19 protein-coding genes are annotated in these 22,677 nt (G+C 44.0%); 11 read left to right on the top strand and 8 right to left on the bottom strand.

Going from position 1 to position 22,677, the window contains the following annotated elements:
* Positions 1–13: 13 nt before the first annotated feature.
* From HGG78_RS14820 to HGG78_RS14805, 4 genes are all read right to left on the bottom strand, one after another.
* Positions 14–1,540, bottom strand: coding sequence for a tripartite tricarboxylate transporter permease (locus tag HGG78_RS14820; RefSeq protein WP_172533355.1), 1,527 nt, complete (start codon positions 1,538–1,540; stop codon positions 14–16).
* Between the two features lie 9 nt (positions 1,541–1,549).
* Positions 1,550–2,047 (bottom strand): tripartite tricarboxylate transporter TctB family protein, encoded by a 498-nt coding sequence (locus HGG78_RS14815; RefSeq protein ID WP_053309867.1) that lies wholly within the window; start codon positions 2,045–2,047, stop codon positions 1,550–1,552.
* Between the two features lie 195 nt (positions 2,048–2,242).
* The gene (locus HGG78_RS14810; RefSeq protein WP_172533354.1) at positions 2,243–3,214 is read right to left on the bottom strand and encodes a tripartite tricarboxylate transporter substrate binding protein; all 972 of its coding nucleotides are present in this window, start codon (positions 3,212–3,214) and stop codon (positions 2,243–2,245) included.
* Positions 3,215–3,456: 242 nt separating this feature from the next.
* Entirely contained in the window at positions 3,457–4,299 is an 843-nt protein-coding gene (locus tag HGG78_RS14805; protein ID WP_254068227.1) for a hypothetical protein, read from the bottom strand.
* 243 nt (positions 4,300–4,542) lie between these two features.
* Between HGG78_RS14805 and HGG78_RS14800 the strand changes: the two genes are divergently transcribed.
* From HGG78_RS14800 to HGG78_RS14765, 8 genes are all read left to right on the top strand, one after another.
* Positions 4,543–5,274 (top strand): GntR family transcriptional regulator, encoded by a 732-nt coding sequence (locus tag HGG78_RS14800; RefSeq protein ID WP_168522287.1) that lies wholly within the window; start codon positions 4,543–4,545, stop codon positions 5,272–5,274.
* A 117-nt stretch (positions 5,275–5,391) separates the two neighbouring features.
* The gene (gene prpB / locus HGG78_RS14795; RefSeq protein WP_053309863.1) at positions 5,392–6,288 is read left to right on the top strand and encodes a methylisocitrate lyase; all 897 of its coding nucleotides are present in this window, start codon (positions 5,392–5,394) and stop codon (positions 6,286–6,288) included.
* A gap of 266 nt (positions 6,289–6,554) precedes the next feature.
* Complete coding sequence (prpC, locus tag HGG78_RS14790; RefSeq protein WP_053309862.1) at positions 6,555–7,685, top strand: bifunctional 2-methylcitrate synthase/citrate synthase; 1,131 nt, start codon at positions 6,555–6,557, stop codon at positions 7,683–7,685.
* A 78-nt stretch (positions 7,686–7,763) separates the two neighbouring features.
* Positions 7,764–10,385, top strand: coding sequence for a Fe/S-dependent 2-methylisocitrate dehydratase AcnD (gene acnD / locus HGG78_RS14785; RefSeq protein WP_172533353.1), 2,622 nt, complete (start codon positions 7,764–7,766; stop codon positions 10,383–10,385).
* A 12-nt stretch (positions 10,386–10,397) separates the two neighbouring features.
* A complete protein-coding gene (gene prpF, locus HGG78_RS14780) occupies positions 10,398–11,573 on the top strand; it encodes a 2-methylaconitate cis-trans isomerase PrpF (RefSeq protein ID WP_172533352.1) in 1,176 nt (391 codons plus the stop codon).
* A 29-nt stretch (positions 11,574–11,602) separates the two neighbouring features.
* Positions 11,603–13,480, top strand: a complete 1,878-nt coding sequence (locus tag HGG78_RS14775) for a propionyl-CoA synthetase (RefSeq protein WP_172533351.1) — start codon at positions 11,603–11,605, stop codon at positions 13,478–13,480.
* Positions 13,481–13,706: 226 nt separating this feature from the next.
* Entirely contained in the window at positions 13,707–14,189 is a 483-nt protein-coding gene (locus HGG78_RS14770; protein ID WP_053309859.1) for a GNAT family N-acetyltransferase, read from the top strand.
* 29 nt (positions 14,190–14,218) lie between these two features.
* Positions 14,219–15,637 (top strand): NUDIX domain-containing protein, encoded by a 1,419-nt coding sequence (locus HGG78_RS14765; RefSeq protein ID WP_172533350.1) that lies wholly within the window; start codon positions 14,219–14,221, stop codon positions 15,635–15,637.
* 47 nt (positions 15,638–15,684) lie between these two features.
* On the opposite strand, the gene HGG78_RS14760 is transcribed toward HGG78_RS14765, so the two are convergent.
* The gene (locus tag HGG78_RS14760) at positions 15,685–16,491 is read right to left on the bottom strand and encodes a Cof-type HAD-IIB family hydrolase (RefSeq protein WP_172533349.1); all 807 of its coding nucleotides are present in this window, start codon (positions 16,489–16,491) and stop codon (positions 15,685–15,687) included.
* Between the two features lie 191 nt (positions 16,492–16,682).
* Between HGG78_RS14760 and queE the strand changes: the two genes are divergently transcribed.
* Together queE and queC are read left to right on the top strand one after the other, a co-directional pair.
* On the top strand, positions 16,683–17,333 hold the full coding sequence (queE, locus tag HGG78_RS14755; protein WP_172533348.1) for a 7-carboxy-7-deazaguanine synthase QueE: 651 nt from the start codon (positions 16,683–16,685) through the stop codon (positions 17,331–17,333).
* Between the two features lie 10 nt (positions 17,334–17,343).
* Complete coding sequence (gene queC / locus HGG78_RS14750) at positions 17,344–18,027, top strand: 7-cyano-7-deazaguanine synthase QueC (RefSeq protein ID WP_172533347.1); 684 nt, start codon at positions 17,344–17,346, stop codon at positions 18,025–18,027.
* A 206-nt stretch (positions 18,028–18,233) separates the two neighbouring features.
* On the opposite strand, the gene HGG78_RS14745 is transcribed toward queC, so the two are convergent.
* The 3 genes from HGG78_RS14745 to HGG78_RS14735 form a co-directional block, all read right to left on the bottom strand.
* Positions 18,234–18,584 carry a DUF2750 domain-containing protein gene (locus tag HGG78_RS14745; RefSeq protein ID WP_053309854.1) on the bottom strand — a complete coding sequence of 117 codons (351 nt, stop codon included), beginning with the start codon at positions 18,582–18,584 and terminating at the stop codon, positions 18,234–18,236.
* Positions 18,585–18,702: 118 nt separating this feature from the next.
* Positions 18,703–19,317, bottom strand: coding sequence for an OmpA family protein (locus HGG78_RS14740; protein WP_172533346.1), 615 nt, complete (start codon positions 19,315–19,317; stop codon positions 18,703–18,705).
* A 1-nt stretch (position 19,318) separates the two neighbouring features.
* Complete coding sequence (locus HGG78_RS14735) at positions 19,319–20,629, bottom strand: TolC family outer membrane protein (RefSeq protein WP_053309852.1); 1,311 nt, start codon at positions 20,627–20,629, stop codon at positions 19,319–19,321.
* 422 nt (positions 20,630–21,051) lie between these two features.
* Here HGG78_RS14735 and HGG78_RS14730 point away from each other — a divergent pair.
* On the top strand, positions 21,052–22,677 hold a 1,626-nt coding region (locus HGG78_RS14730; protein ID WP_172533345.1), incomplete at its 3' end, for an Ig-like domain-containing protein.

The raw sequence follows: 22,677 nt of genomic DNA, 5'->3' as shown, positions 1-22,677 counted from the left end.
ATTCGATGGGTGACTATTCCGCCGCTTTAGTCGGTTGTGCTCGTAGTTTATTTGCTAATGCCACTACAAATGGGCTACTGAGAATCAATACCGCAAGAACTGTAAAAGCAAGGGTAATCGGACGTTCCCACAAGAAACTTAATTCACCATCGCTGATCATCAAGGCGCGGCGTAAGTTTTCTTCCATTAAGCCTCCCAAAATAAAGCCGAGTAACAAAGGTGCGAGTGGGAAATTAGCCAGCCTCAATGCAATTGCTCCCATGGCGACCAACAGCATGATGAAGACATCCATAGTATTGAAGGACACCAAGTACACACCAGTAATTGAGAAAAACAAAATCATCGGTAGTAATACTGTTCTTGGTACGGCAAGTAATCTTGATATGTAGGGAATAAGCGGCAAATTTAAAATAATCAGTACGATATTACCCAAGTACATTGAAATGATGACAGACCAAAAAACATCGGGGTGATCCACAAACAAGCGAGGGCCGGGTTGAATGCCGTATGACAAAAGTGCACCTAGCATAATTGCCGTCGTTCCTGAGCCTGGAATGCCCAGAGTTAAAAGCGGTACAAATGAGCCACTGGATGCTGCGTTATTGGCAGACTCTGGTGCGACTAATCCTCGAATTGAACCTTTGCCAAATTGTTCTTTTTTATCTTTTGGCGCTAAGTTACGCTCCATGCCGTAGCTCAAAAATGCGGCGATGGTTGCACCAGCACCAGGTAAGACACCCGTAAAGAAACCAAGGATAGAAGAACGAATAGAAACCGGAGCCGCTTCCTTAAACTCTTCTTTGGAGATTTTCATGCTACCTAAATTACTGAGTTTATTTTGTTCATCTGAACGTGTATCGCCATCTGGTTTTAAAATGCCCATCAACGTTTCGCCTAAGGCAAAGGTAGCCATCGCGAGTAATAAGAAGCTAAAGCCATCCATTAAATCAGTTAAGCCGAAAGTAAAACGTTCAACGCCAACCCCTTTATCGATACCCACCGTTGAAAGCATTAAGCCAAGAATGGTCATCATCCAAGCTTTAATTACTTGTCCTTTGCCTGCAAAAGCTGCAACGGCCGATAAACCTAATAGCATCAGTGCAAAATAATCAGATGATTGGAAACTTAGTGAGACTTTCGCCAGTGCAGGGGCTGCGACCAATAACATAATGGCTGAAAGTGTGCCGCCAGTGAATGAAGCATAAGCTGCAAGGGCTAACGCTTTACCTGCTTGGCCTTTTTGCGCCATTGGGTAGCCATCGAATGCGGTAACAACAGTGGATGAGCATCCCGGAGCATTGATTAAAATTGATGAGGTGGAACCACCAAAAATAGCGCCATAGTATACACCAGCCATTAAAATTAGGCCTGAGGATGGTTCAAGACCATAGGTAATGGGGATCATCAGCGCGATAGCCGAAATCGGCCCCAGTCCCGGTAGCATACCGATAAAAGTACCAACAAAACAACCAATGATAACCATGAAGATATTCATTGGCATCATGGCGGTAGAAAGCCCTTGTAAAATTCCATCTAACATAATCTGTTCCTACCAAAGTGTGAAAATAAGCCCTGGCTCAAGGTAAATATCCAAGCCTTGAGTCAAGAGAAGATAAAAGGCGATCACAAACGGGAAAGACGCACCAAGAAGAATGGATTTACGTCTTTCACCCAAGATAAAAAAGCCGGCGAGGAGAAAGAAGCTGGTGGCGAGTACAAAACCAATGTATGTCAGTCCCAGCCCGTAAAGTGCCATCAACACTAAAAAGCCAATTAATAACTTCCAGTTAAAGTCGAGTACCGCTCCACTGTCTTTATCCGGTTTGCCCATCACCAATAACATCAGTGATAAAAACACACCGGCGTAGGTGAGTAAGTTCGGTAGTGTTTGCGCATTAAACGGTTCGTATTCATCACCGGGAAACATGGGAATATTGGTGGTTTGATAGCCGTAACATAGGCTCAGAGCAAGAAAGACTAATGCACCAACACGATCGCGGCACAGTAGGTACTCCTTACTGAAATAATTGGTTGGCAGATCCGACATATCCAACTCCGTTGCAAAATAATGGATAGAAAAAACCGCACACCAGCGAGTTAATAAATGTATTAACTAAGCGGTAAATTAAAGGGCGTGATTAGCAACCAATAACCTGACCGAATAAACAAAGGAGTATAAACATAGTGGAGTACGGCAAAAGGTGATTTAGAGGCGGGGACAACGTGCGCCCCCGAAACGTTACTATTTTAGGAAACCTAGCTCGCGCATTAGATCACCCATTTGTTTTTCTTGATCTTCCAAGAATGAGTAGAACTCTTTGTCTGCCTTGTAGTTGTCTATCCAACCATTGCGGTCACGGACAACTTTCCATTCATCAGTGGTGTACATTTTCGACAAAGCGGCATTCCATTCATTGATTTTTTCTTGGCTAGTTCCCGGAGCGGCAAAGAAACCACGCCAGTTAGCAAATACGGTTGGGTTGCCATATTCAGTCAGTGTCGGAATGTTTGGTGCCACCTCAAGACGCTTTGGTGCGGTAATAGCAAGAATTTTCACTTGACCAGATTTCGACATCTCTAGTACTTCACCTAGGCCAGTAGAAAGCAACTGAGTTTCACCAGAAAGCAGAGCAGCCATGGCTTTGCCGCCCGCATCATACGCAATATAGCGTACTTCTTTCGGGTTGAGGTTTTGTCCTTTAAATGCTGCTGCAACGACCAAATGGTCCATACTACCGCGCGCGGAACCACCAGCTACTTTTACTTTTCGTGGATTGTCTTTGAAGTCTGCAACGGCATCTTCCCAAGTATTATATTTTGAATCGCCGGCTGCAACGATAGCACCGTAATCAGAAACGGTGGCAGCGATGGGGGTTAAATCTCGAAATGATTGAGGAAATACGCCAGATAAAGAACGCACCACAATAGGGGTCGAATTGACCATCAACGTATCTTGTTGACGATCTGCTGTTTCAATTAAGTGTGCAATGGCTTTGCCGCCACCACCGCCAGAGAGGTTTTGGTACGAAACATTACTGACAATATTGGCTTTCATCAGCACATCACCAGTACCACGAGCCGTCATGTCCCAACCACCACCGGCACCACCAGGAATTAAAATGTGCAGTTTTTCTATGTCAGCCGCCAAGCTACTGAAAGAAAAGGCTGCAGCCAAAATGGATGCGGCGAGGGTTGGTTTAAAATGCTTAAACATATTCACGTTCCTTATGTCGGCGCATCATTGTCGTCAGCGTAAGCTGGCTGACGACAATGATGCTTATTGTTATTATCATTATTCCGCTAAATGTAGCTTGTTGCGGATAATATTAAGTTAATAACTTGTTGCCGTTTTGTCTCTAATGCGTAGATAAAAACAATATTGAGCATAAAGGAAGTTTTGTTCATAAAGTTCACGCTCGGTTTCGCAGGCTTGATGTGAACTTTATATGAAGGGGCTTATTGACTTTTTACGAGCAATAACTTGCTGTTATTGTAAGAAAAATCAGAAGCTGCCATTTCATTCTCTTGGCTTAAAATTGAATCAATATTTGGTAGCAGTACAAAAAAGATCAATGGCTCTGCGTGAAGTGGTTGCCACAATGCATTCTCGCTATTTTGTGTATAACTGTTTAAGTAGACGGTTAACACCAAGCTATCAGGTGACAGTTGTGAATGGTTAAAATGACCTAAGGTATGGACGGCTCCCCACACAGAGTCTAGCGAACGCTCAAAAGTACTCTTTAAGTAAAGATCAATTGCGAATCTCTGCTGGTTGGATTGTTGATGCACTTGTAGTCGTTCGCCTAAATATTTCCCTTTGTTAAAAGGTAAATATCCTAAATTGTTTGCAGCGATGGTCCCTTGATTGTCACAGGTTTGAACAGAATCTTCGTTTTGCACGCTGCTGTATAATTCACAACCAAAACGTCCAATCAGGTGATTCAATGCAACATGGAAGATCTGTACATCGAAGGGATGGCTATTTTGTTCGTGCAAATTTAATTCTGGAAATAGCGTAGGTAATTCATCTTCGACAGATTTGAGGTCGGTTGTCCATACCAAGTGATTTTGCTCCACCGCGCTTCGAACCACATTTGGGTTATCCGCAACAGTAAGTTCGTTTTCTGAGTAGTAAGCCTCACTTAAAGTGGAATAGGTCATTGAGTGGTATTCATCTAACGAATAAGCAATGCATCCCGATAGCAAAGGAATAGTGAGTAGTGAGGCAAAATATTGTGCAGTTGTGCTTGTCTTCCAAAGACTCATAGTGACTACCATGTCATAGGTGATTGTTTGCATTTGTTATTCTATCGGTTCAATGATTGTTTTTCCCTTTCCAAGCTCACAGAGTTACCTTGCTATCTAACCTTATATTCTGGTTAGACATTGAGTCGGTTTATTATACATTAGTCTAAAGTGTCGACAATTATCTTGATTGTCGACACTTTGGTGGTCTATTTTGTGTTTAGTTTGATTAATTGTTAACACATTTTCTTTTTAGTGATGTAAACCGGCTAGTGAAGAACTGTGTAAGGCGAAACGATGAATACAATAGTCCAAAATAAAGCGCTAAAAACAAGCACTCTTGAGCGTCAAAAAGAGTTGATGGTTAAGCCAGAAAAAGAAAGCACTAAATCTGAGAATCTCACTGAGTATTTGATTGAAGCGATTGTTGAAGGGCAAATCGCACCCGGCAGTAAGATTTCAGAACCGGAACTTGCCAAACACTTTCAAGTCAGCCGAGGTCCACTGCGTGAAGCTATTATGCGAGTGGAAGGGTTAGGCTTGATCGAGCGTATCCCACATATTGGCGCACGAGTTATTCAACTATCACCCGACAAATTAGTTGAGTTATACGCGGTGCGCGAGGCTCTTGAAGGAATGGCCGCCAGGCTTGCGGCTCGCAATATCAACACCGACGAGTTAATTAGACTTGAAGGGTTATTGTCGACACATTCTCACCATATCGACCAAGTGGAAGGGGCGTCTTACTTTCACCAGCATGGTGATTTCGACTTTCATTACTGCATCATCAAAGCGAGCCGCAATCAGAAACTCATCACTTTATTGTGCGATGAGCTTTATCACTTATTACGTATGTATCGCTATCAATCACCGCGTTCACATTCACGCCCTAAAGAGGCGTTAGATGAGCATAAATACATTCTGCAAGCGATAAAAAACCGCGATGAAGAATTGGCTGAAATGTTAATGCGACGCCATATCTCCGGTAGCCGGAAATTGATTGAGCAGCAGATTGCGAACGAACAGTAGATAGCCAATGGCTTGAAGTTATTAAATAAATAGTGGTGGTACAGGCTGAGTGTCAGTGTAGAACCACTTCAAGACGAAAAGAATCGAAATCTAAAGCGCACTGATTAGGAGAATCTCATGAGCTTAAGTCCGGGGGCGAAATTTAGACTCGCCGTGCAAAGTAATGACCCGCTGCAAATTGTCGGCACCGTCAACCCTTATTGCGCCATGATGGCGAAACGTTTAGGTCACCAAGCGATTTATCTTTCCGGTGGCGGTATTGCCAATGCGTCTTATGGATTGCCGGATCTTGGCATAACAACGCTTAACGATGTGCTGGTGGATGTGGAACGCATTACTAATGCGTGTGATTTGCCTTTGCTGGTCGATATAGATACCGGATTCGGTGGTGCATTTAACATTGCCCGCACGATCAAAGCGATGGAAAAAGCCGGTGCAGCCGCGATCCATATGGAAGATCAAGTAGCGCAGAAGCGCTGTGGTCACCGACCAAACAAAGCTATTGTCAGTCAGCAAGAAATGGTGGATCGCGTGAAAGCGGCTGTCGATGCGCGAATCAATCCTGAATTTGTCATCATGGCACGAACGGATGCGTTAGCGGTGGAAGGGATTGATAGCGCAATAGAGCGTGCGATTGCTTGTGTGGACGCTGGCGCAGACATGATTTTCCCGGAAGCGATGACCACTCTAGAGCAGTATGACCGTTTCTCGACCGCCCTTGCTGCGGCCAGTGGCAAACACGTGCCTATTTTGGCCAACATCACTGAGTTTGGTCAGACGCCACTTTATGGCTGTCAGGACTTAGCCAAATCGAAAGTTGACATGGTGCTTTATCCACTCAGTGCGTTCCGAGCAATGAATAAAGCGGCTGAAATGGTGTATCGCCATTTACTCGAACATGGCAACCAAGAAGCCTTACTCGATACGATGCAAACCCGCAACGAACTTTATGATTATCTCAATTACCACGATTATGAAGACAAACTCGATCAGCTGTTCTCTGAGAAAGAATAAGTGAAGTGCGTTGAATGAAAAGCGCAATGCATCAAATAAAAATCAACAGAATACAGCATGGACTGAATTAACTATCGGCCACTAACAAGATAAATAGAAATAACAAGCTCTAAATGAGCATATTCAATAACGTGAAATAGCTTGAACGACCCGCTACCTAATTATGTGTTTTTCTACAACTTCAGGTTTTTAGAAAGACAAGACATGATGAAGATAAAAGCACATCCACACGAGATAGGGCGTGAGAGCAAGAAAAGGAGTTCAACATGTCAAATGCACCACTCGGCGGCGCAGGTCTACGCGGACAAAGCGCGGGCGTTACTGCTTTGTGTACCGTAGGAAAAACCGGAACTGGCTTAACTTATCGAGGTTACGATATTACTGACCTCGCCAATAACGCACAATTTGAAGAAGTCGCGCATTTATTATTGGTTGGACATTTACCTACCCAAGCCGAACTGGATCAATACAAAACTCGTTTAATTGGTCTACGTGGTTTGCCACAGTCACTGAAGGCTGCACTAGAGCTTATCCCTGCGGATGCGCACCCAATGGATGTCATGCGCACAGGCTGTTCTGTACTTGGTAATCTTGAAACTGAACACAGCTTTGATGAGCAACTCAGTGCGACTGAGCGCATGTTGGCGCTGTTTCCGGCCATTATTTGTTACTGGTATCGTTTTAGCCACGATGGCGTTCGCATTGATACCGAAGATCAAAGTGAAGATTGCATCGGTGGTTACTTTTTGAAAATGTTGACCGGGAAAACCCCAAGCGAGCTACATAAGCAAGTGATGCATTGCTCACTAATTTTGTACGCTGAGCATGAATTTAATGCTTCAACGTTTGCAGCGCGAGTGTGTGCATCTACCTTGTCAGACATCCACTCTTGCGTGACTGGTGCTATTGGTACATTGCGTGGCCCGTTGCATGGTGGTGCCAATGAAGCTGCAATGGAAATGATTGAAAATTGGCAAACACCTGAAGAAGCAGAGTCCAACATCCTGCAAATGCTCGCTAATAAAGACAAAATCATGGGGTTTGGTCATGCAATTTATCGTGAAAGTGACCCGCGCAATGCGCTGATCAAACGCTGGTCTAAAACTCTGTCTGAAGCCGTCGGCGATACTCATCTGTATGCCGTGTCAGAGAGAGTCGAAGCGGTGATGAAGCGCGAAAAAGGCTTATTCTGCAATGCCGATTTCTTCCATGCTTCGGCTTATCACTTTATGGATATTCCCACCAAACTCTTTACCCCTATTTTTGTGATGAGTCGTTTAACAGGCTGGGCTGCGCATGTTTTTGAACAACGTGCCAATAACCGAATCATTCGCCCAAGTGCCGACTACGATGGCCCAGAGCATCAACAATGGTTACCGATAGAGCAACGTAAATAACGCTCAGTTGTGTGAAATATAAAGCGTTCCCCACTTTGGGGATGGTTTGGGGGAGGAATAATGTGATGGGTGGAAGTAATGAATAATCAAACAGTTAGCCAATTTCAGAGTAGTAGCCAATACAAAAAACCATTGGCAGGTACAACACTGGATTATTTTGATGCGCGCCAAGCGGTTGATGAAATTCAAATGGGTGCGTACGAAAAACTCCCTTACACCTCGCGAATTTTGGCGGAAAACTTAGTCCGTCGTTGCGAGCCGCATGCATTGGTTGATTCTTTAAAGCAATTGATTGAGCGCAAGCGTGACCTTGATTTTCCTTGGTATCCAGCGCGTGTCGTTTGTCACGATATTTTAGGCCAAACCGCATTGGTTGATTTAGCTGGTTTAAGAGATGCGATTGCCGAACAAGGTGGTGATCCAGCCAAGGTTAATCCAGTGGTGGAGACGCAATTAATAGTCGATCACTCCTTAGCGGTGGAGCACGCAGGCTTTGAGCCTAATGCCTCTGAGAAAAATCGCGCAATTGAAGACCGTCGCAATGAAGACCGCTTCCATTTTATCGAATGGTGTAAAACCGCGTTTGAAAATGTCAGCGTCATCCCTGCGGGTAACGGCATCATGCACCAAATTAATCTAGAAAAAATGTCGCCTGTGGTTCAAGTCAAAGATGGTGTTGCCTTTCCAGATACGTGTGTTGGCACCGACAGCCACACGCCGCATGTCGATGCATTAGGTGTGATAGCGATTGGTGTTGGCGGCCTAGAGGCCGAAACAGTGATGCTCGGTCGCCCATCAATGATGCGTTTACCCGATATTGTTGGGGTGAAATTAACCGGGAACCGTCAGCCCGGTATCACTGCTACCGATATTGTACTCGCGATAACAGAATTTCTGCGTAACCAGCGAGTGGTTTCGTGTTATCTGGAATTTTTTGGTGAAGGGGCGCGTAATTTGACCATCGGTGATCGCGCTACCATCTCTAATATGACACCTGAATACGGCGCAACCGCAGGGATGTTTTACATTGATGAACAGACTATCAATTACCTAAAGCTAACGGGACGAGATGCCGAGCAAGTGGCGTTAGTGGAGCAATATGCAAAGCAAACGGGGTTGTGGGCGGATGATTTGCAACACGCGGAATATGAGCGTGTTTTGGAATTTGACTTATCACAAGTACAACGCAATCTTGCAGGACCTTCTAATCCACATCGTCGCTTACCCACCTCCGAACTCGCTCAGCGCGGTATCGCTGGTGAATGGCAAGAAAAAGAGGGTGAATTGCCAGATGGTGCAGTGATCATCGCCGCCATTACGTCGTGTACCAATACCAGTAACCCACGTAATGTGGTTGCAGCAGCGCTGTTGGCCAAAAAAGCGAATCAGCTTGGTTTGGTGCGTAAACCTTGGGTGAAAACGTCATTCGCTCCAGGTTCAAAAGTGGCCAAGTTATACCTAGAAGATGCGGGATTACTACCAGAGTTAGAGCAGCTTGGTTTTGGGATTGTCGGCTATGCATGTACCACCTGTAATGGTATGAGTGGTGCGCTGGATCCGCTCATCCAAAATGAAATCATCGAACGCGACCTTTACACTACTGCAGTGTTATCGGGCAACCGCAACTTTGACGGTCGTATTCACCCTTATGCCAAACAAGCATTCTTAGCTTCACCACCGTTGGTGGTGGCTTACGCGTTGGCGGGAACGATTCGTTTTGATATTGAAAAAGATGCATTGGGCACTGATGTGCAAGGTAACCCGATCTATCTCAATGACTTGTGGCCGAGCGATGAAGACATTGATGCTGTTGTTAATCATCACGTAAAACCGGCACAGTTCAATCAAATCTATATTCAGATGTTTAAGCCAGAGAGTGAAGCAGCAAACAACAATCCGCTTTATGATTGGCGGCCAATGAGTACCTACATCCGTCGTCCTCCTTATTGGCAAGGTGCACTAGCTGGTGAGAGAAGTTTGTCTGGTATGCGTCCTCTGGCGATTTTGGGTGACAATATCACTACCGACCACCTATCACCATCGAACGCTATTTTAGCTTCTAGTGCCGCAGGTGAGTACCTGACCCAGATGGGGGTTCCAGAAGCTGATTTTAATTCGTATGCAACCCACCGAGGCGATCACCTCACCGCGCAGCGTGCCACTTTTGCTAACCCCAAGTTATTCAATGAAATGGTGCAACAGCGGGGTAAGGTTCAGCAAGGATCACTGGCGCGCATTGAGCCTGAAGGGCAGGTAACACGTATGTGGGAAGCCATTGAAACCTACATGAATCGTAAACAACCGCTCATTATTATCGCAGGAGCCGATTACGGTCAGGGTTCATCTCGTGACTGGGCGGCTAAAGGAGTGCGTTTAGCTGGCGTTGAAGCGATTGTGGCTGAAGGTTTTGAACGTATTCATCGCACCAATTTAGTCGGTATGGGCGTGCTACCACTGCAATTTAAAGCAGGGACTGATCGTCACATATTAGAGCTCGATGGTACTGAACTTTATGATGTTGTAGGTGAGATCAAACCGGGTGTCGATTTAGCTTTGGTTATCACTCGTACTCAAGGCGAAAGAAACGGTGAGAAACTAGACGTTGCGGTGACGTGTCGTTTAGACACGGCTGATGAAGTGAATGTCTATAACGCAGGCGGTGTATTACAACGTTTCGCGCAAGATTTTCTGGCTCAGTAGGGAGAAAGATAAGTGAGTAAATCATTAAAAATCCCAGCTACCTATATGCGTGGTGGTACGAGCAAAGGCGTTTTCTTTCGATTAGAAGATTTACCACAAGCTGCGCAACAAGCTGGAGAAATCAGAGACCAGCTGTTGCTACGTGTGATTGGTAGCCCTGATCCTTATGCTAAGCAGATTGATGGCATGGGGGGGGCTACATCGAGCACCAGTAAAACCGTCATTGTCAGTAAAAGCGAGCGAGACGATCACGATGTTGATTACCTGTTCGGACAAGTTTCTATCGATAAACCGTTTGTCGATTGGAGTGGAAATTGCGGCAATCTTTCCGCTGCAGTAGGCCCGTTTGCCCTTCATAGTGGCTTTATCGACGAAGAGCGCATTCCCAATAATGGTGTGGTAACGGTGCGCGTGTGGCAAGTGAATATTGGAAAAACCATTTTAGTGCATGTGCCGATTTGTAATGGTGAAGTACAAGAAATGGGCGATTTTGAATTAGACGGCGTGACGTTCCCTGCTGCCGAAATTCAGGTTGATTTTATCAACCCCGCAGATACAGCGGCAGATGATAATCGCTCCATGTTCCCAACAGGAAATTTGGTTGATGATCTGGAAGTACCCGGTTTAGGCACCTTAAAAGCCACCATGATTAATGCAGGCATTCCAACCATTTTTGTTGAAGCGAATGCGATTGGTTATCAAGGTATTGAGCTGCAAGATCAAATCAATAGCGATGAAAAAGCGTTGGCGATGTTTGAATCGATTCGTGCTTATGGCGCATTAAAAATGGGATTGATTGAACATCTCGAACAGGCACAGCAACGTCAACATACGCCAAAGGTCGCGTTTGTGGCAAAAGCGCAAAACTATCTGTCATCGAGCGGTAAAGCGGTTTCTGCAAGCGAAGTGGATATTCTGGTCAGAGCCTTATCGATGGGCAAACTGCATCATGCCATGATGGGTACGGCGGCGGTCGCCATCGCATCAGCCGCTTGTGTGCCCGGAACTTTGGTGAATATGATGGCCGGTGGCGGCGAAAAAGAGTCGGTCACTTTTGGTCATCCATCGGGCTCATTGAAAGTGGGGGCGAGTGCTACCAGAATCAATAATAATTGGACGGTAGAAAAGGCGGTAATGAGTCGTAGTGCGCGAGTATTAATGGAAGGTTGGGTGAGAGTCCATCTTTAAAATAGAAAAATGACGTGAAGGAAAATGTTATGTCTGCATATTTAAAGGAATATCAATGGGCTCAATCCGAACCAGAATCATTTTGGCAAACGCAAGCTAAACAGATTGATTGGTTTGAATTTCCGAAAACCATATTACAAAAAGACAGCAACGGTATTGAACGCTGGTTTGCTGATGGTGTGCTTAATACCTGTTGGCTGGCGTTGGATTATCACTGTGAACAAGGGCGAGGTGAACGAACCGCCTTGATTTATGATTCTCCTGTAACGGGCAGAAAACGCCAATATACATATACCGAATTACGTAACCAAGTGGCAAAAGTCGCTGGCATGCTGGCTGAACAAGGCGTGACTAAAGGCGATAGGGTAATCATCTACATGCCGATGATCCCTGAAGCTGCGATGGCAATGCTCGCATGTGCAAGACTCGGCGCGATTCATTCTGTGGTCTTTGGTGGTTTTGCCCCCAATGAACTGGCAGTGCGAATTGAAGATGCCGAGCCGAAAGTGATCATGACGGCATCGTGCGGTATCGAAGTCGATAAGATTCTGCCTTATAAACCGCTGGTGGATCGCGCGATTTTAGACAGTCACTGGAAGCCAGAAAAAGTGTTGGTATTGCAACGCTCCGAGCATGTGGCTGAACTAAACCATGAGCGAGATATTGAATGGAATAGCGCGGTTAAAGCTGCACTTCCTCACGGTTGTGTTCCGGTGTTAGCAACTGATCCGCTTTATATTCTTTATACTTCTGGTACGACAGGTAAGCCGAAGGGCGTGGTGCGTGACAACGGTGGTCATGCGGTAGCGATGAAGTATTCGATGTCGACTATCTATAACATGCCGCAAAACGGAGTATTCTGGGCAGCTTCGGATGTGGGGTGGGTTGTTGGGCACTCCTATATTGTCTATGCGCCGCTTATTCATGGTTGTACCACTATCTTGTATGAAGGGAAACCGGTGCGGACACCAGACCCTGCCGCGTTTTGGCGAGTGTGTGAAGAGTATCAAGTCGAAGCGCTATTCTCTGCCCCTACCGCTTTTCGGGCCATTAAGAAAGAAGATCCTAATGGCGATGGTTTGAAGCGTTATGATTTGTCCAAGTTAAAAACTATTTTTATGGCCGGAGAAAGGCTTGATCCACCGACCTTAGAGTGGGTAGAACTGCACACCAACAAACCAGTTATTGACCATTGGTGGCAAACCGAAACCGGCTGGGCGATAGCGGGTAACCCTACTGGTTTAGAACTTATGCCAGTTAAGGCCGGCTCTGCAACTAAGCCGCTTCCCGGTTATCAGGTTGAAATTCTCAATGAATTTGGTGAAATATTACCCGCAAATCAACAAGGGTTTGTTGCACTTAAACGACCGCTACCACCAAGCTGTTTGCCGACAGTGTGGCGCAACCATGATCGTTTTGAATCCGGCTACCTAGCGCAATTTGAAGGTTATTATGTTTCCGGTGATGGTGGTTATCTCGATGAAGACGGTTATCTGTTTATCATGGGGCGAATTGACGATGTGATCAATGTCGCTGGGCATCGATTATCGACGGGTGAAATGGAAGAAATTGTCGGTGCGCATCCTGCTGTTGCTGAATGTGCAGTCGTTGGTGTGTACGATGAACTGAAAGGGCAGTTGCCATTGGGTTTGGTGGTACTTAAAGATGGTATCAAGCTCGATGAGCTGGAATTAGAAAAAGAGTTAATTGGTAAAGTGCGTAGTGAGATTGGAGCAGTCGCTTGCTTTAAGCATGCCTTGGTGGTCGAACGTTTACCCAAAACGCGTTCAGGTAAAATTCTACGACGGGTGATTCGTCAAATTGCCGATGGCGATGAATACGCCGTACCTTCAACAATTGATGATCCAGCTAGCCTTAGTGAGCTTGAAAAAGCGCTGCATCACTAGGTTTATTAACGATGGTATTAACGCCTCACATGCTGTGAGGCGTTTTTCAATGTGAGTAGCAAATAGTGATTTACTTAAATTATTATTAGGGTACTTTGTTCTCTATATCTTAACAATGAGACAGCTTTAGAAAGTGTTTGCATGAAAAGTGACTACGTCGAGATGTATTTTTTCAGAGCTATCTTATAAAATCGTGCCCCAGCTTTCTTCATTCATGGTGCAAAATATGTCGCAAATAACGATTGCCCCAGCCGGTGATACCGATTTGGCATCATTGAACCAACTAATGTATGACCTTCACCATGAACATCATCTCGCTTGCCCGCAATATTTCAAAACCGCAGAAGAGATAGAACAAGAGAAAAGCATTGCTCGCTATCTCGATGATCCAGAATGCTTAGTTTATGTCGCAAAAAAGCAAGGGGCGATTGTCGGTTTTATTACGGGGCATTTTTGTGAGCTGATCTCGACAGTTAGCCAACCTGTGCAAATGGGAAGTATTGATGAGCTTTATGTTGAGCCAAAAGAGCGCCAACAAAAGATCGCGCAGATGTTGCTAAACAAAATAGAACAAACTTTTGAAGACTATGGTGTAAGCGAAGTTTTTGTTGAAGTGTGGGATTTTAATCAGGGTGCGCAGTCTTTTTATCAGCAGTCAGGTTTTTCTCATCATATTCATTGGTTACGTAAGTCAATCGATAACAAATAGGTCGGTGGCTGATATTGATAGGTTTTAATGTGTTTAAGCAGTTTTTATTGATCAGCGGGATATTACTTTCACTGCTGTTTTCAACGAGTGGTCTTGCGCTAGAACAGGGTAAGAATATTCGTGGTGCCCTATGTTTGGTTAAAGCCGATGACAAGATTGTATTGGTCAATGAGATCATCACAAAACAGATTTCGTTACCTGGTGGCACCATCACCCCAGGAGAAACACCAGAGCTAGCCGCTCAGAGAGAAACATGGGAAGAAACCGGTTTAGTGGTGACGGTTGGAGCAGTATTAGGCTATACCGATAGTGCGGTTATTTATAGCTGTCGCAGCGATTCGGACGTTATTGCGTTTAAGTCCAAGAATGTATTCGATGGGCATGAATTACCGATCTGGTTTGCGCCTCATTACGGAGTTGAAGTCGCCAGCGCAATGTTGGTTGACCCGAATGAAATAAATGCATCCCAGTACCGCTACCCAGAACAGTGGCAATTTATCATAGACATGGCTACTCAAGCTGAGGATCAGCCAGTTAATTATGTCTCTGAGCTTATGGCGGCAGCGCCTAAGATCCACCAAATTCAATTACATTGGATAGTGTCACTGCAACAAGCGGTTACCTTATTGCCAGAACCACTGTTGAATGGTGTCAACCTAATGGCTAATTGGCTGACAAAATTGGCAAGCCCTTTATTTTTGATTGTTTTATTTCCATTGATTGCAGGCTATTTTGGAAAACAATCCGTTTTCAAAATGTTTTTTGTTGTCTCCGTGACATCGATACTTTCTTTGGTTGCAGAGCAAGGTTTTACCTTGCCAAGACCGCATGCTTATATTCCCTTTTTGGAGCAACACCAAGGCTATGGCAATGGATTTCCTAGTTTACCGATGGCGTTATGGGTTGGTGTCGGGATTATCTTACTTAGATCTTATGGAAGGTTGTATTGGAATCGATGGGTTGCCTTATGCTTGGCGATAATGTCACTGTTTATGTTGAGTCAATTTTATATTGGTGAAGCATTCTTGACGGATATGGCAATGGGCGGATTACTCGGCTTTTTGATAGCATGGCATATCATTCGTTTAGAGTTGAAGCCTGATGTTGATATCAATACTCTGTTGAGTTCACGGGGTGTTTGGTGGGGCTTAACGATTTCAGTCGCGATTTTGACCGTGATATGGCCGTTTCCTATTTTCACTTTGTGGCTTGCAATATTGACCACTGCTTCAATGTTGGTGCTGGTTATGAAAAAAATAGAGTTCCGTATGACGGAGACGCAAATGTGGTTAGCCGTTATCGTGTTACTCGGGGGCAACTACCTCATTTCGTATGCAGCAACATTTATTGCCTATAGCGGCTTGCTATCGTTAGTCGCTGAAACGCTACGCTTTCCAGTATTGATGGTTATTTTTGCTCTCTCATGGAGAAAAAAAGCGTATAAATAGAACGCCCCAATTGACGATGAGGCGTTTATTCGGTTAATACTTCAGCGTTAATTGAGCGCAAATTTCTCAATAGCAATAGCAACACCATCTTCATCATTACTTAGCGTAATATGATCTGCAATTTTCTTGGTTTGCTCCATCGCGTTGGCCATTGCTATGCCGAGCCCGGCAAACTCCAACATGTGGTGATCATTCTCTGCATCACCCATGCATATTACTTGATCGGCCGCTATTGCTAAGTGATCAGCAATCGCTTTAACGCCAACACCTTTATTACTCTGAGTGTTGAGAAACTCTAAAAAGAATGGCGCACTCTGAACAATGGTAAATTGTTGGTACAGTTCTTTAGGCAATTTAGCCACCGTATCGCTCAGTAGGCTTGGTTCGGCGACGATCATAGCTTTGATAATTGGGTGGTCATCTTCCAGTGCATCAAAGTCCATTTCAGTGATAGACAACCCATTGATTCTTGCTTCCAGTTCAGTGTATTCACTGATATGTGGTGTAATTAGACCGTGTATTTGGCTGAAGGCGTGCGTATTTACACCAAATTGGCTTGCCAGTTTTGCTACTTGTTTTGCTGATTTTCCGTCGATGATCTGGTGGTGGATGATTTCACCAGTACCAATGTTTTGCACCATAGAGCCGTTGTAATAGAGTACAAAATCATCGTTAGAGTTCAGATTAAGTTCTTCCAATTTATCGCGCATACCGTCTATTGGGCGACCAGATGCAAGTACCACGGTGATACCTTGCTCCCGAGCTTTGGCGATAGCTTGCTTGGTTCTTTCTGTAATTTGCTTTTTGCTATTGAGCAGTGTGCCATCCATGTCTAATGCGATGAGTTTGTACATGTCTTACCTAAATTTAAAAAAGAAGAAGTGTGCAGCTTATTCAAGTTAGGATTCCAGTGCCACTGATTTAAGCAATTTTTTAGTTAATAGCGGGGGATTAATTTGACCTGAAGCTAGGCTTCCATTAAGGTCAGCGACCTATATTTTTGATACCAAGTTAGGCTGAGTTTACGTTGTACAAAATTAACGAAATGTTCGAAACCATCCAAGGTGAAGGTGTTTATACTGGTGTGCCTTCTGTTTTTATTCGTCTGCAACAATGCCCTGTAGGGTGTGCTTGGTGCGACACGAAACAAACTTGGGATGCTACGCCGCAAGATGAGCGCTCCACAGATGACATTTTAGCTAAGACTCAAGACAACCCAACTTGGTGTTCAGCCAGTGCTGAAGATATTATTTCGCTTTATAAAAAACAAGGCTATCAAGCTAATCATATTGTCATTACTGGTGGCGAGCCCTGTATCTATGATTTACGACCGCTAGCGCAAGCATTTGAAGCAATAGGCTGCCGGTGCCAAATTGAAACAAGTGGAACATCGCCGATACAAACTACAGAAAGCACCTGGGTTACGGTGTCACCCAAAGTGGCCATGAAAGGTAAATTACCCGTTTTAGATTCGGCGCTGCTTAGGGCGAATGAAATTAAACACCCAGTAGCTACAGCCAAAGATATCGAACAATTAGATGAGTTACTCTCAAGAGCCAATGTACCTTCATCGACCATTATCGCTCTGCAACCGATTAGCCAGAAAGAGAGAGCAACGCAATTGTGTATTGATACATGTATTGCGAGAAATTGGCGCTTATCAATCCAAACTCATAAGTATCTCAGTATTGCATAAAGGATAAATCATGAAAAAAGCCGTTGTTGTATTTAGTGGTGGACAAGACTCGACCACTTGTTTGGTTCAAGCCTTAAATGAGTTTGATGAAGTGCATGCAATTACTTTCGATTACGGGCAGCGTCATAAATTAGAAATTGAGATTGCTAAAGCGTTAGCAACAAAATTAGGTGTGGCGGCACATAAAGTCATGGATGTTGGCCTATTGAATGAATTAGCGATCAGCTCTTTGACCAGAGACGATATTCCTGTATCGCATGAGTTGCAAGACAACGGTCTACCAAACTCCTTCGTACCTGGCCGCAATATTTTATTTCTAACTTTAGCGGGTATTTACGCCTACCAAATTGGTGCAGATACTGTGATTACTGGGGTTTGTGAAACTGATTTTTCAGGCTATCCGGACTGTCGCAATGACTTTGTTGAAGCAATGAATAGTGCTTTAGTACAAGGTATGGATCGTCAATTTAAGATCAGTACACCACTGATGTGGTTGAATAAAGCAGAAACGTGGGCGCTGGCTGATCAGTACGATGCACTAGAGCTAGTGAGAAATGAAACGTTGACCTGTTACAACGGCATTATTGGTAATGGATGCGGCGATTGCCCATCATGTGAATTACGCAAGGTTGGTTTAAATAATTACCTTAGCAATAAGTCTGAAATAATGAATGAACTCAGACGCAAGCAGTGAACCGAAAGTGCTTATACCCTTCCGACTTGAAGTTGCAGCGGTGTTGGCTACGTTCGCTCACCCCAATCACATAGTGTATCTATGCTCATGGGGATGAACTCACTTGCCGCCTACCTGCAACTTCAAGTGGTTTAGGTATAGTTGATAGGATAAAACGAAAATGCTCCGCCTTAGGCGGAGCATTTATCTAAGATAACAGCTAACGGTTAAAGGTACATTTTAGCCAGATCAGCAGGCTCAACCTCTTTACCTTCTAGGCTTGCATTCCAGTTTGTACCGATCAACACACCATCTTCATCCAGCGTAATGAGCCAATCTTCAACAAAAATATCTAAAGGAATTTCTAACACTTCAAAATCAGACCACTCTTCTACATTGTGAGTTTCAGCATCTTCTTTCGCAGACCAAAAAGGCATCACTTCACTGTTTTCGAATTCCGTAGAGTCGCATGCAAGCCAACCATCTTCGTTTTTTAGACCCCAAACTAATTGGGTTTCTTTTGTTTGTGCTACAAACAGTTCTAAGTTTGCTTGAAGGTCAGCAGTTAATTTGCTCATTATCTTTATCTCATAAGGTTACGACGTGGCAAGGATAGCATTTTGTGCCGTCAAACACATTACAATTTTGGAAAGTAAAAAGGGCAAAAATGCCCTTTATATCAATACCGTTTGTTGACTACTGATCGCGTTTAGTGAAAATAGACCATTCTTCCTTAATTGAACCTTTATGACCAACAACGGTTGCAATCACTTTTCTGTTCATAGCATGGCTAACTTCATCATCGCCACTTTCGGCAAGGTTAGTATCACCAAAGCCAACGATACGAATCCTACTTTGGCTAATACCATAGCTAATTAAGGTATTTTCCACATTGTAAGCTCGCTTTTTCGACAGTGCTAAATTGTACTCAGCGCTTCCTACTTTACTTGCATAGCCTTGCAGCTCAATAGACGTCGATGGATACTGTTTTAAAAACTCTGACATTGAACGGATTTGTCCACGAAATACAGGATTAATATCCGCAGAGTCATTAGCAAACAAGATCCTTAATTGAAGCTGGTCTTCGGTTTTAATGTAGGTACCACAGCCATCGTTATCAATATCTGATCTTAAAGGAGTATCAGGGCATAAATCTCGAGCATTAATCACCCCATCTCTGTCGTCGTCTTGTAAATCATCAATCTGTGTCGCCAAAGGCGTGGTGATATACTCATACTCATCGTCAGCGTATGAAGTTGCAGAAATAATGAGTGTTGAACTGGCCATGATCGGCAATAAATATTTTAACATTTTAATACTCCACCGCTTCGTGCCATTCTTTCGGAGTGTCAACTCTTAATGCTGTTAATAGTGTACCAGTTGCATTCATGACACGGTATTTTGCATATTGTTCATCGTATTTCGCATCTAAGTAGCCTTTGCGAGCTTCAAAAAGCTCGTTCTCGGTATTCAATACATCAAGCAATGTACGTTTACCCAAGCGGTATTGTTTTTCATATGCGATAACAGTGTCGGATGCAGAATCAACATGATCAGCCAAAAATTCTTTTTGCTGTAAAGTTAAATCCAGTGCGCTCCAAGACAAACGTAATCCTTCTTCAACCGTGCGATAGGTCCTGTCTCTTAAATCTTTTGCTTTATTCATTTGATAGGCTGCACTTTGGGTACGATCTGAATCTGAGCCACCGTTGTACAAGTTATATCTCATCCGAAGCATGGCAGAAAATTCATCACTGCTACCTTCGATACCACCCGCGTCATCACGCCATGTCTGAGCTGCTTCAAAAGAGAGCGTAGGGTAGTTTGTGCCTTGAGTTTGCTTATATTGAAACTTGGCTGAATCGACATCGGCCTGTGCGACTTTAATTACCGGATGATTCTCATACGCTTTGGCAATCGCTGAATCTATAGTAAAAGGCAAAGCTGATTGGTCAGCGCGAGGGAAAATTAACCCTTGAGGTGTCTGACCAACAATACGTTTGAACTGAGTATGTACATCAAACAAGTTATTCTGCGCGGCTAATAAATTTGCGTGTGCTTTTGCTAAACGAGCCTCAACCTGAGATAAGTCAGCTGTAGAACCTATTCCTGACTCAACGCGTTTTTGAATGTCACGATATATTTTTTTATGCACTGCGAGGTTGGTTTCGGAAAGCGTTAGAATCTCAAAAGCTTTCGTTGAGTCGAGGTAGATCTTGGTAACCTCTAATGCGATGTCTTGCGCGTCGGCGAGTAGTTGAAAGCGCACTGATTCAGCATCTGCAGCTGTTCGATCGATATCATTTAATGTAGATGAGCCATCCCAGATCAACTGAGTTAATGTTATCGTCGCCTCTTTGCGAGTTAATTCATTATCAATACCTGATGCTAAATCTACAGCCTCATAGCCTATGCCAGCATCTAAATCAATCTTTGGTAAGTAAGCCCCAGACGAAGCATCAGAGCTGTAACGTTTGCTTACGTACTCGTTGAATGAACTCTTAATATTTGGATTGGTTGCAAGCGTTATTGATACTGCCTGTTCAAGAGTCTGGCTATACGCAGAAATAGGAAAACTTAGTGCTGTAGCACAGCCTAATACCTTAACTTTCGTCCAATTCACTTTCTAGCTCCTCAAGGTGCTTACATTTTGTTATCTAATACTACGGCATTAGCTGTCTCATTAATGAGACGATTTATCGAAAACGCAAATAAAATAACATTAATAAACAATAATCCGCCACTAATACATAAGCATATAACATAAATTTGTTCAATTAAGGTGAGAGGAATCACTAACAAAATTTAGATTAGTCTAGCAATGCCAAAAAAACATCATTTAATGTGATGTTAGTTCAATATATCAATATGTGACTTGAGTCGCTATACCGTCAATTTTAATGATGTTGTATGAGCCTGCATACTTTGTTTTCTAAGTGTTAAGTGCTAATTTATATAAGTTATGAATGTCAAATTGTACTGCCAATAGATTGACGTATGAAATTGTTGGTTTTTTGTAATAACTAGGATTGAATGAGGCTTTCTATGGGACGTAGTACTTTTCTGTTGGGTTCAAATTTGGCTGTTGGCCAACGCATTGCGGTTGATGTTAACGGTAATGTCCGAATCCTAAACCCTGGCGAAAAAGCCTTACCTGGTGAGATCATCATGAACCCGAATAGTCTTGGGGAAAATGATGGAACACTCAATCCCAATGTTCAAATTAGTCAAATTGCTCCAGATGGTAGTGGTACTGATATTACCGACGATGTAAATGCAATCCTTGCAGCATTAGAGCAAGGGATAGATCCAACTCAGCTTGGAGAAGAATTTGCAACCGCAGCTGGTGAGTCAAATGGATCTAGCCCTACTGATTCGGTCAGTATCGCACGTGATGCTGCTGAAATAATCGCTGTAACAAATTTCGACACATCAGCACTGACTTCATTAGGCTTATCTGAGACACAAAGTTTAGGCTTACTAGAGCAATATTTTCTTAATCAACAGAATATAGAAACGACTCCATTTGATAACACTCCTATTAACGTCAATATTGATATTGATCCAATCACATCGGATTCGATCGTTACCGCACAAGATGTAAACTCGACGGTTATTGTGACTGGTAGTGTCTCTGGCGAATCGTTTTCGTCTGGAACGGTGACACTTATTATCAATGGTGTTGAATACTCTGGTGGTGTGGTTGACGGAAGATACAGCATCGAGGTGAATGGAAGAGATCTGCAGGCTGATTCGGATAATGTTGTAGATGCCAGGGTAGAAGTAGCTAATCAAGCGGGTAATATCGGTTCTGCAACTTCAACAGAATTTTATCTCGTCGATACATTTTCTCGTGGCACTATCACTATTAATTCTGTTACTGAAGACAACCTAATAAACAAAAATGAGAGTGAGAATACAGTAAGCGTTTCTGGCTCTGTAGGTGGTGATGCTGAACCTGGTGATCAGGTGACTGTCGTCATCAACGGCACTTCGTACCAAACGAGTGTATTAAGTGACAAAACATGGGAAGTTGAAGTTCAAGGTTCTGAATTAATTCAAGATACTCAAATCACTGCAACAGTTACCGGTAGCGATCGAGTTGGTAATGAATTTATCGGTAGTACTAGCCGTGATTATTTAGTGGACATGTTCGCAGATGCTGGCGCACCAAGCGTGAGCATCGTGGATGACAACAATCCAGACGATGGCGTGATCAACAAAGCCGAGCTGGGTAACGACAACGTTCAGGTGAGCGTATCGGTGAACAGTGCAGAGCTTGCGGAAGGCGGTTCAGTGAACCTGACCATCAGCAATGGTGGCGTTGAGAGCACAGTGGCGTTGAGCCTGAACGACGAAGGCAAGCTTGGCACAGAATACACGTACGAGAATGGCACCATCACCTGGACAGAAACCGTGGCCGAGGGTGCGAGCATCAAAGTGGATGCGACGCAGACCGACCGCGACGGCAACGTGTCGAAGGAAGGCAGCGACAACGCGACGGTTGATACGGTGTTCATCAATGACGGTGACTACGCACCGCTCGTGAGCATCGTGGATGACAACAATCCAGACGATGGCGTGATCAACAAAGACGAGCTGGGTAATGACCAGGTTCAAGTGAAGGTTGACGTGAACCACGCCGAGTTGGTTGAAGGCGGTGAAGTGACA

Source organism: Vibrio aestuarianus, assembly GCF_012395185.1.
GTDB classification, from domain to species: domain Bacteria; phylum Pseudomonadota; class Gammaproteobacteria; order Enterobacterales; family Vibrionaceae; genus Vibrio; species Vibrio aestuarianus.
This window is presented reverse-complemented; position numbering and strand designations above follow the sequence as displayed.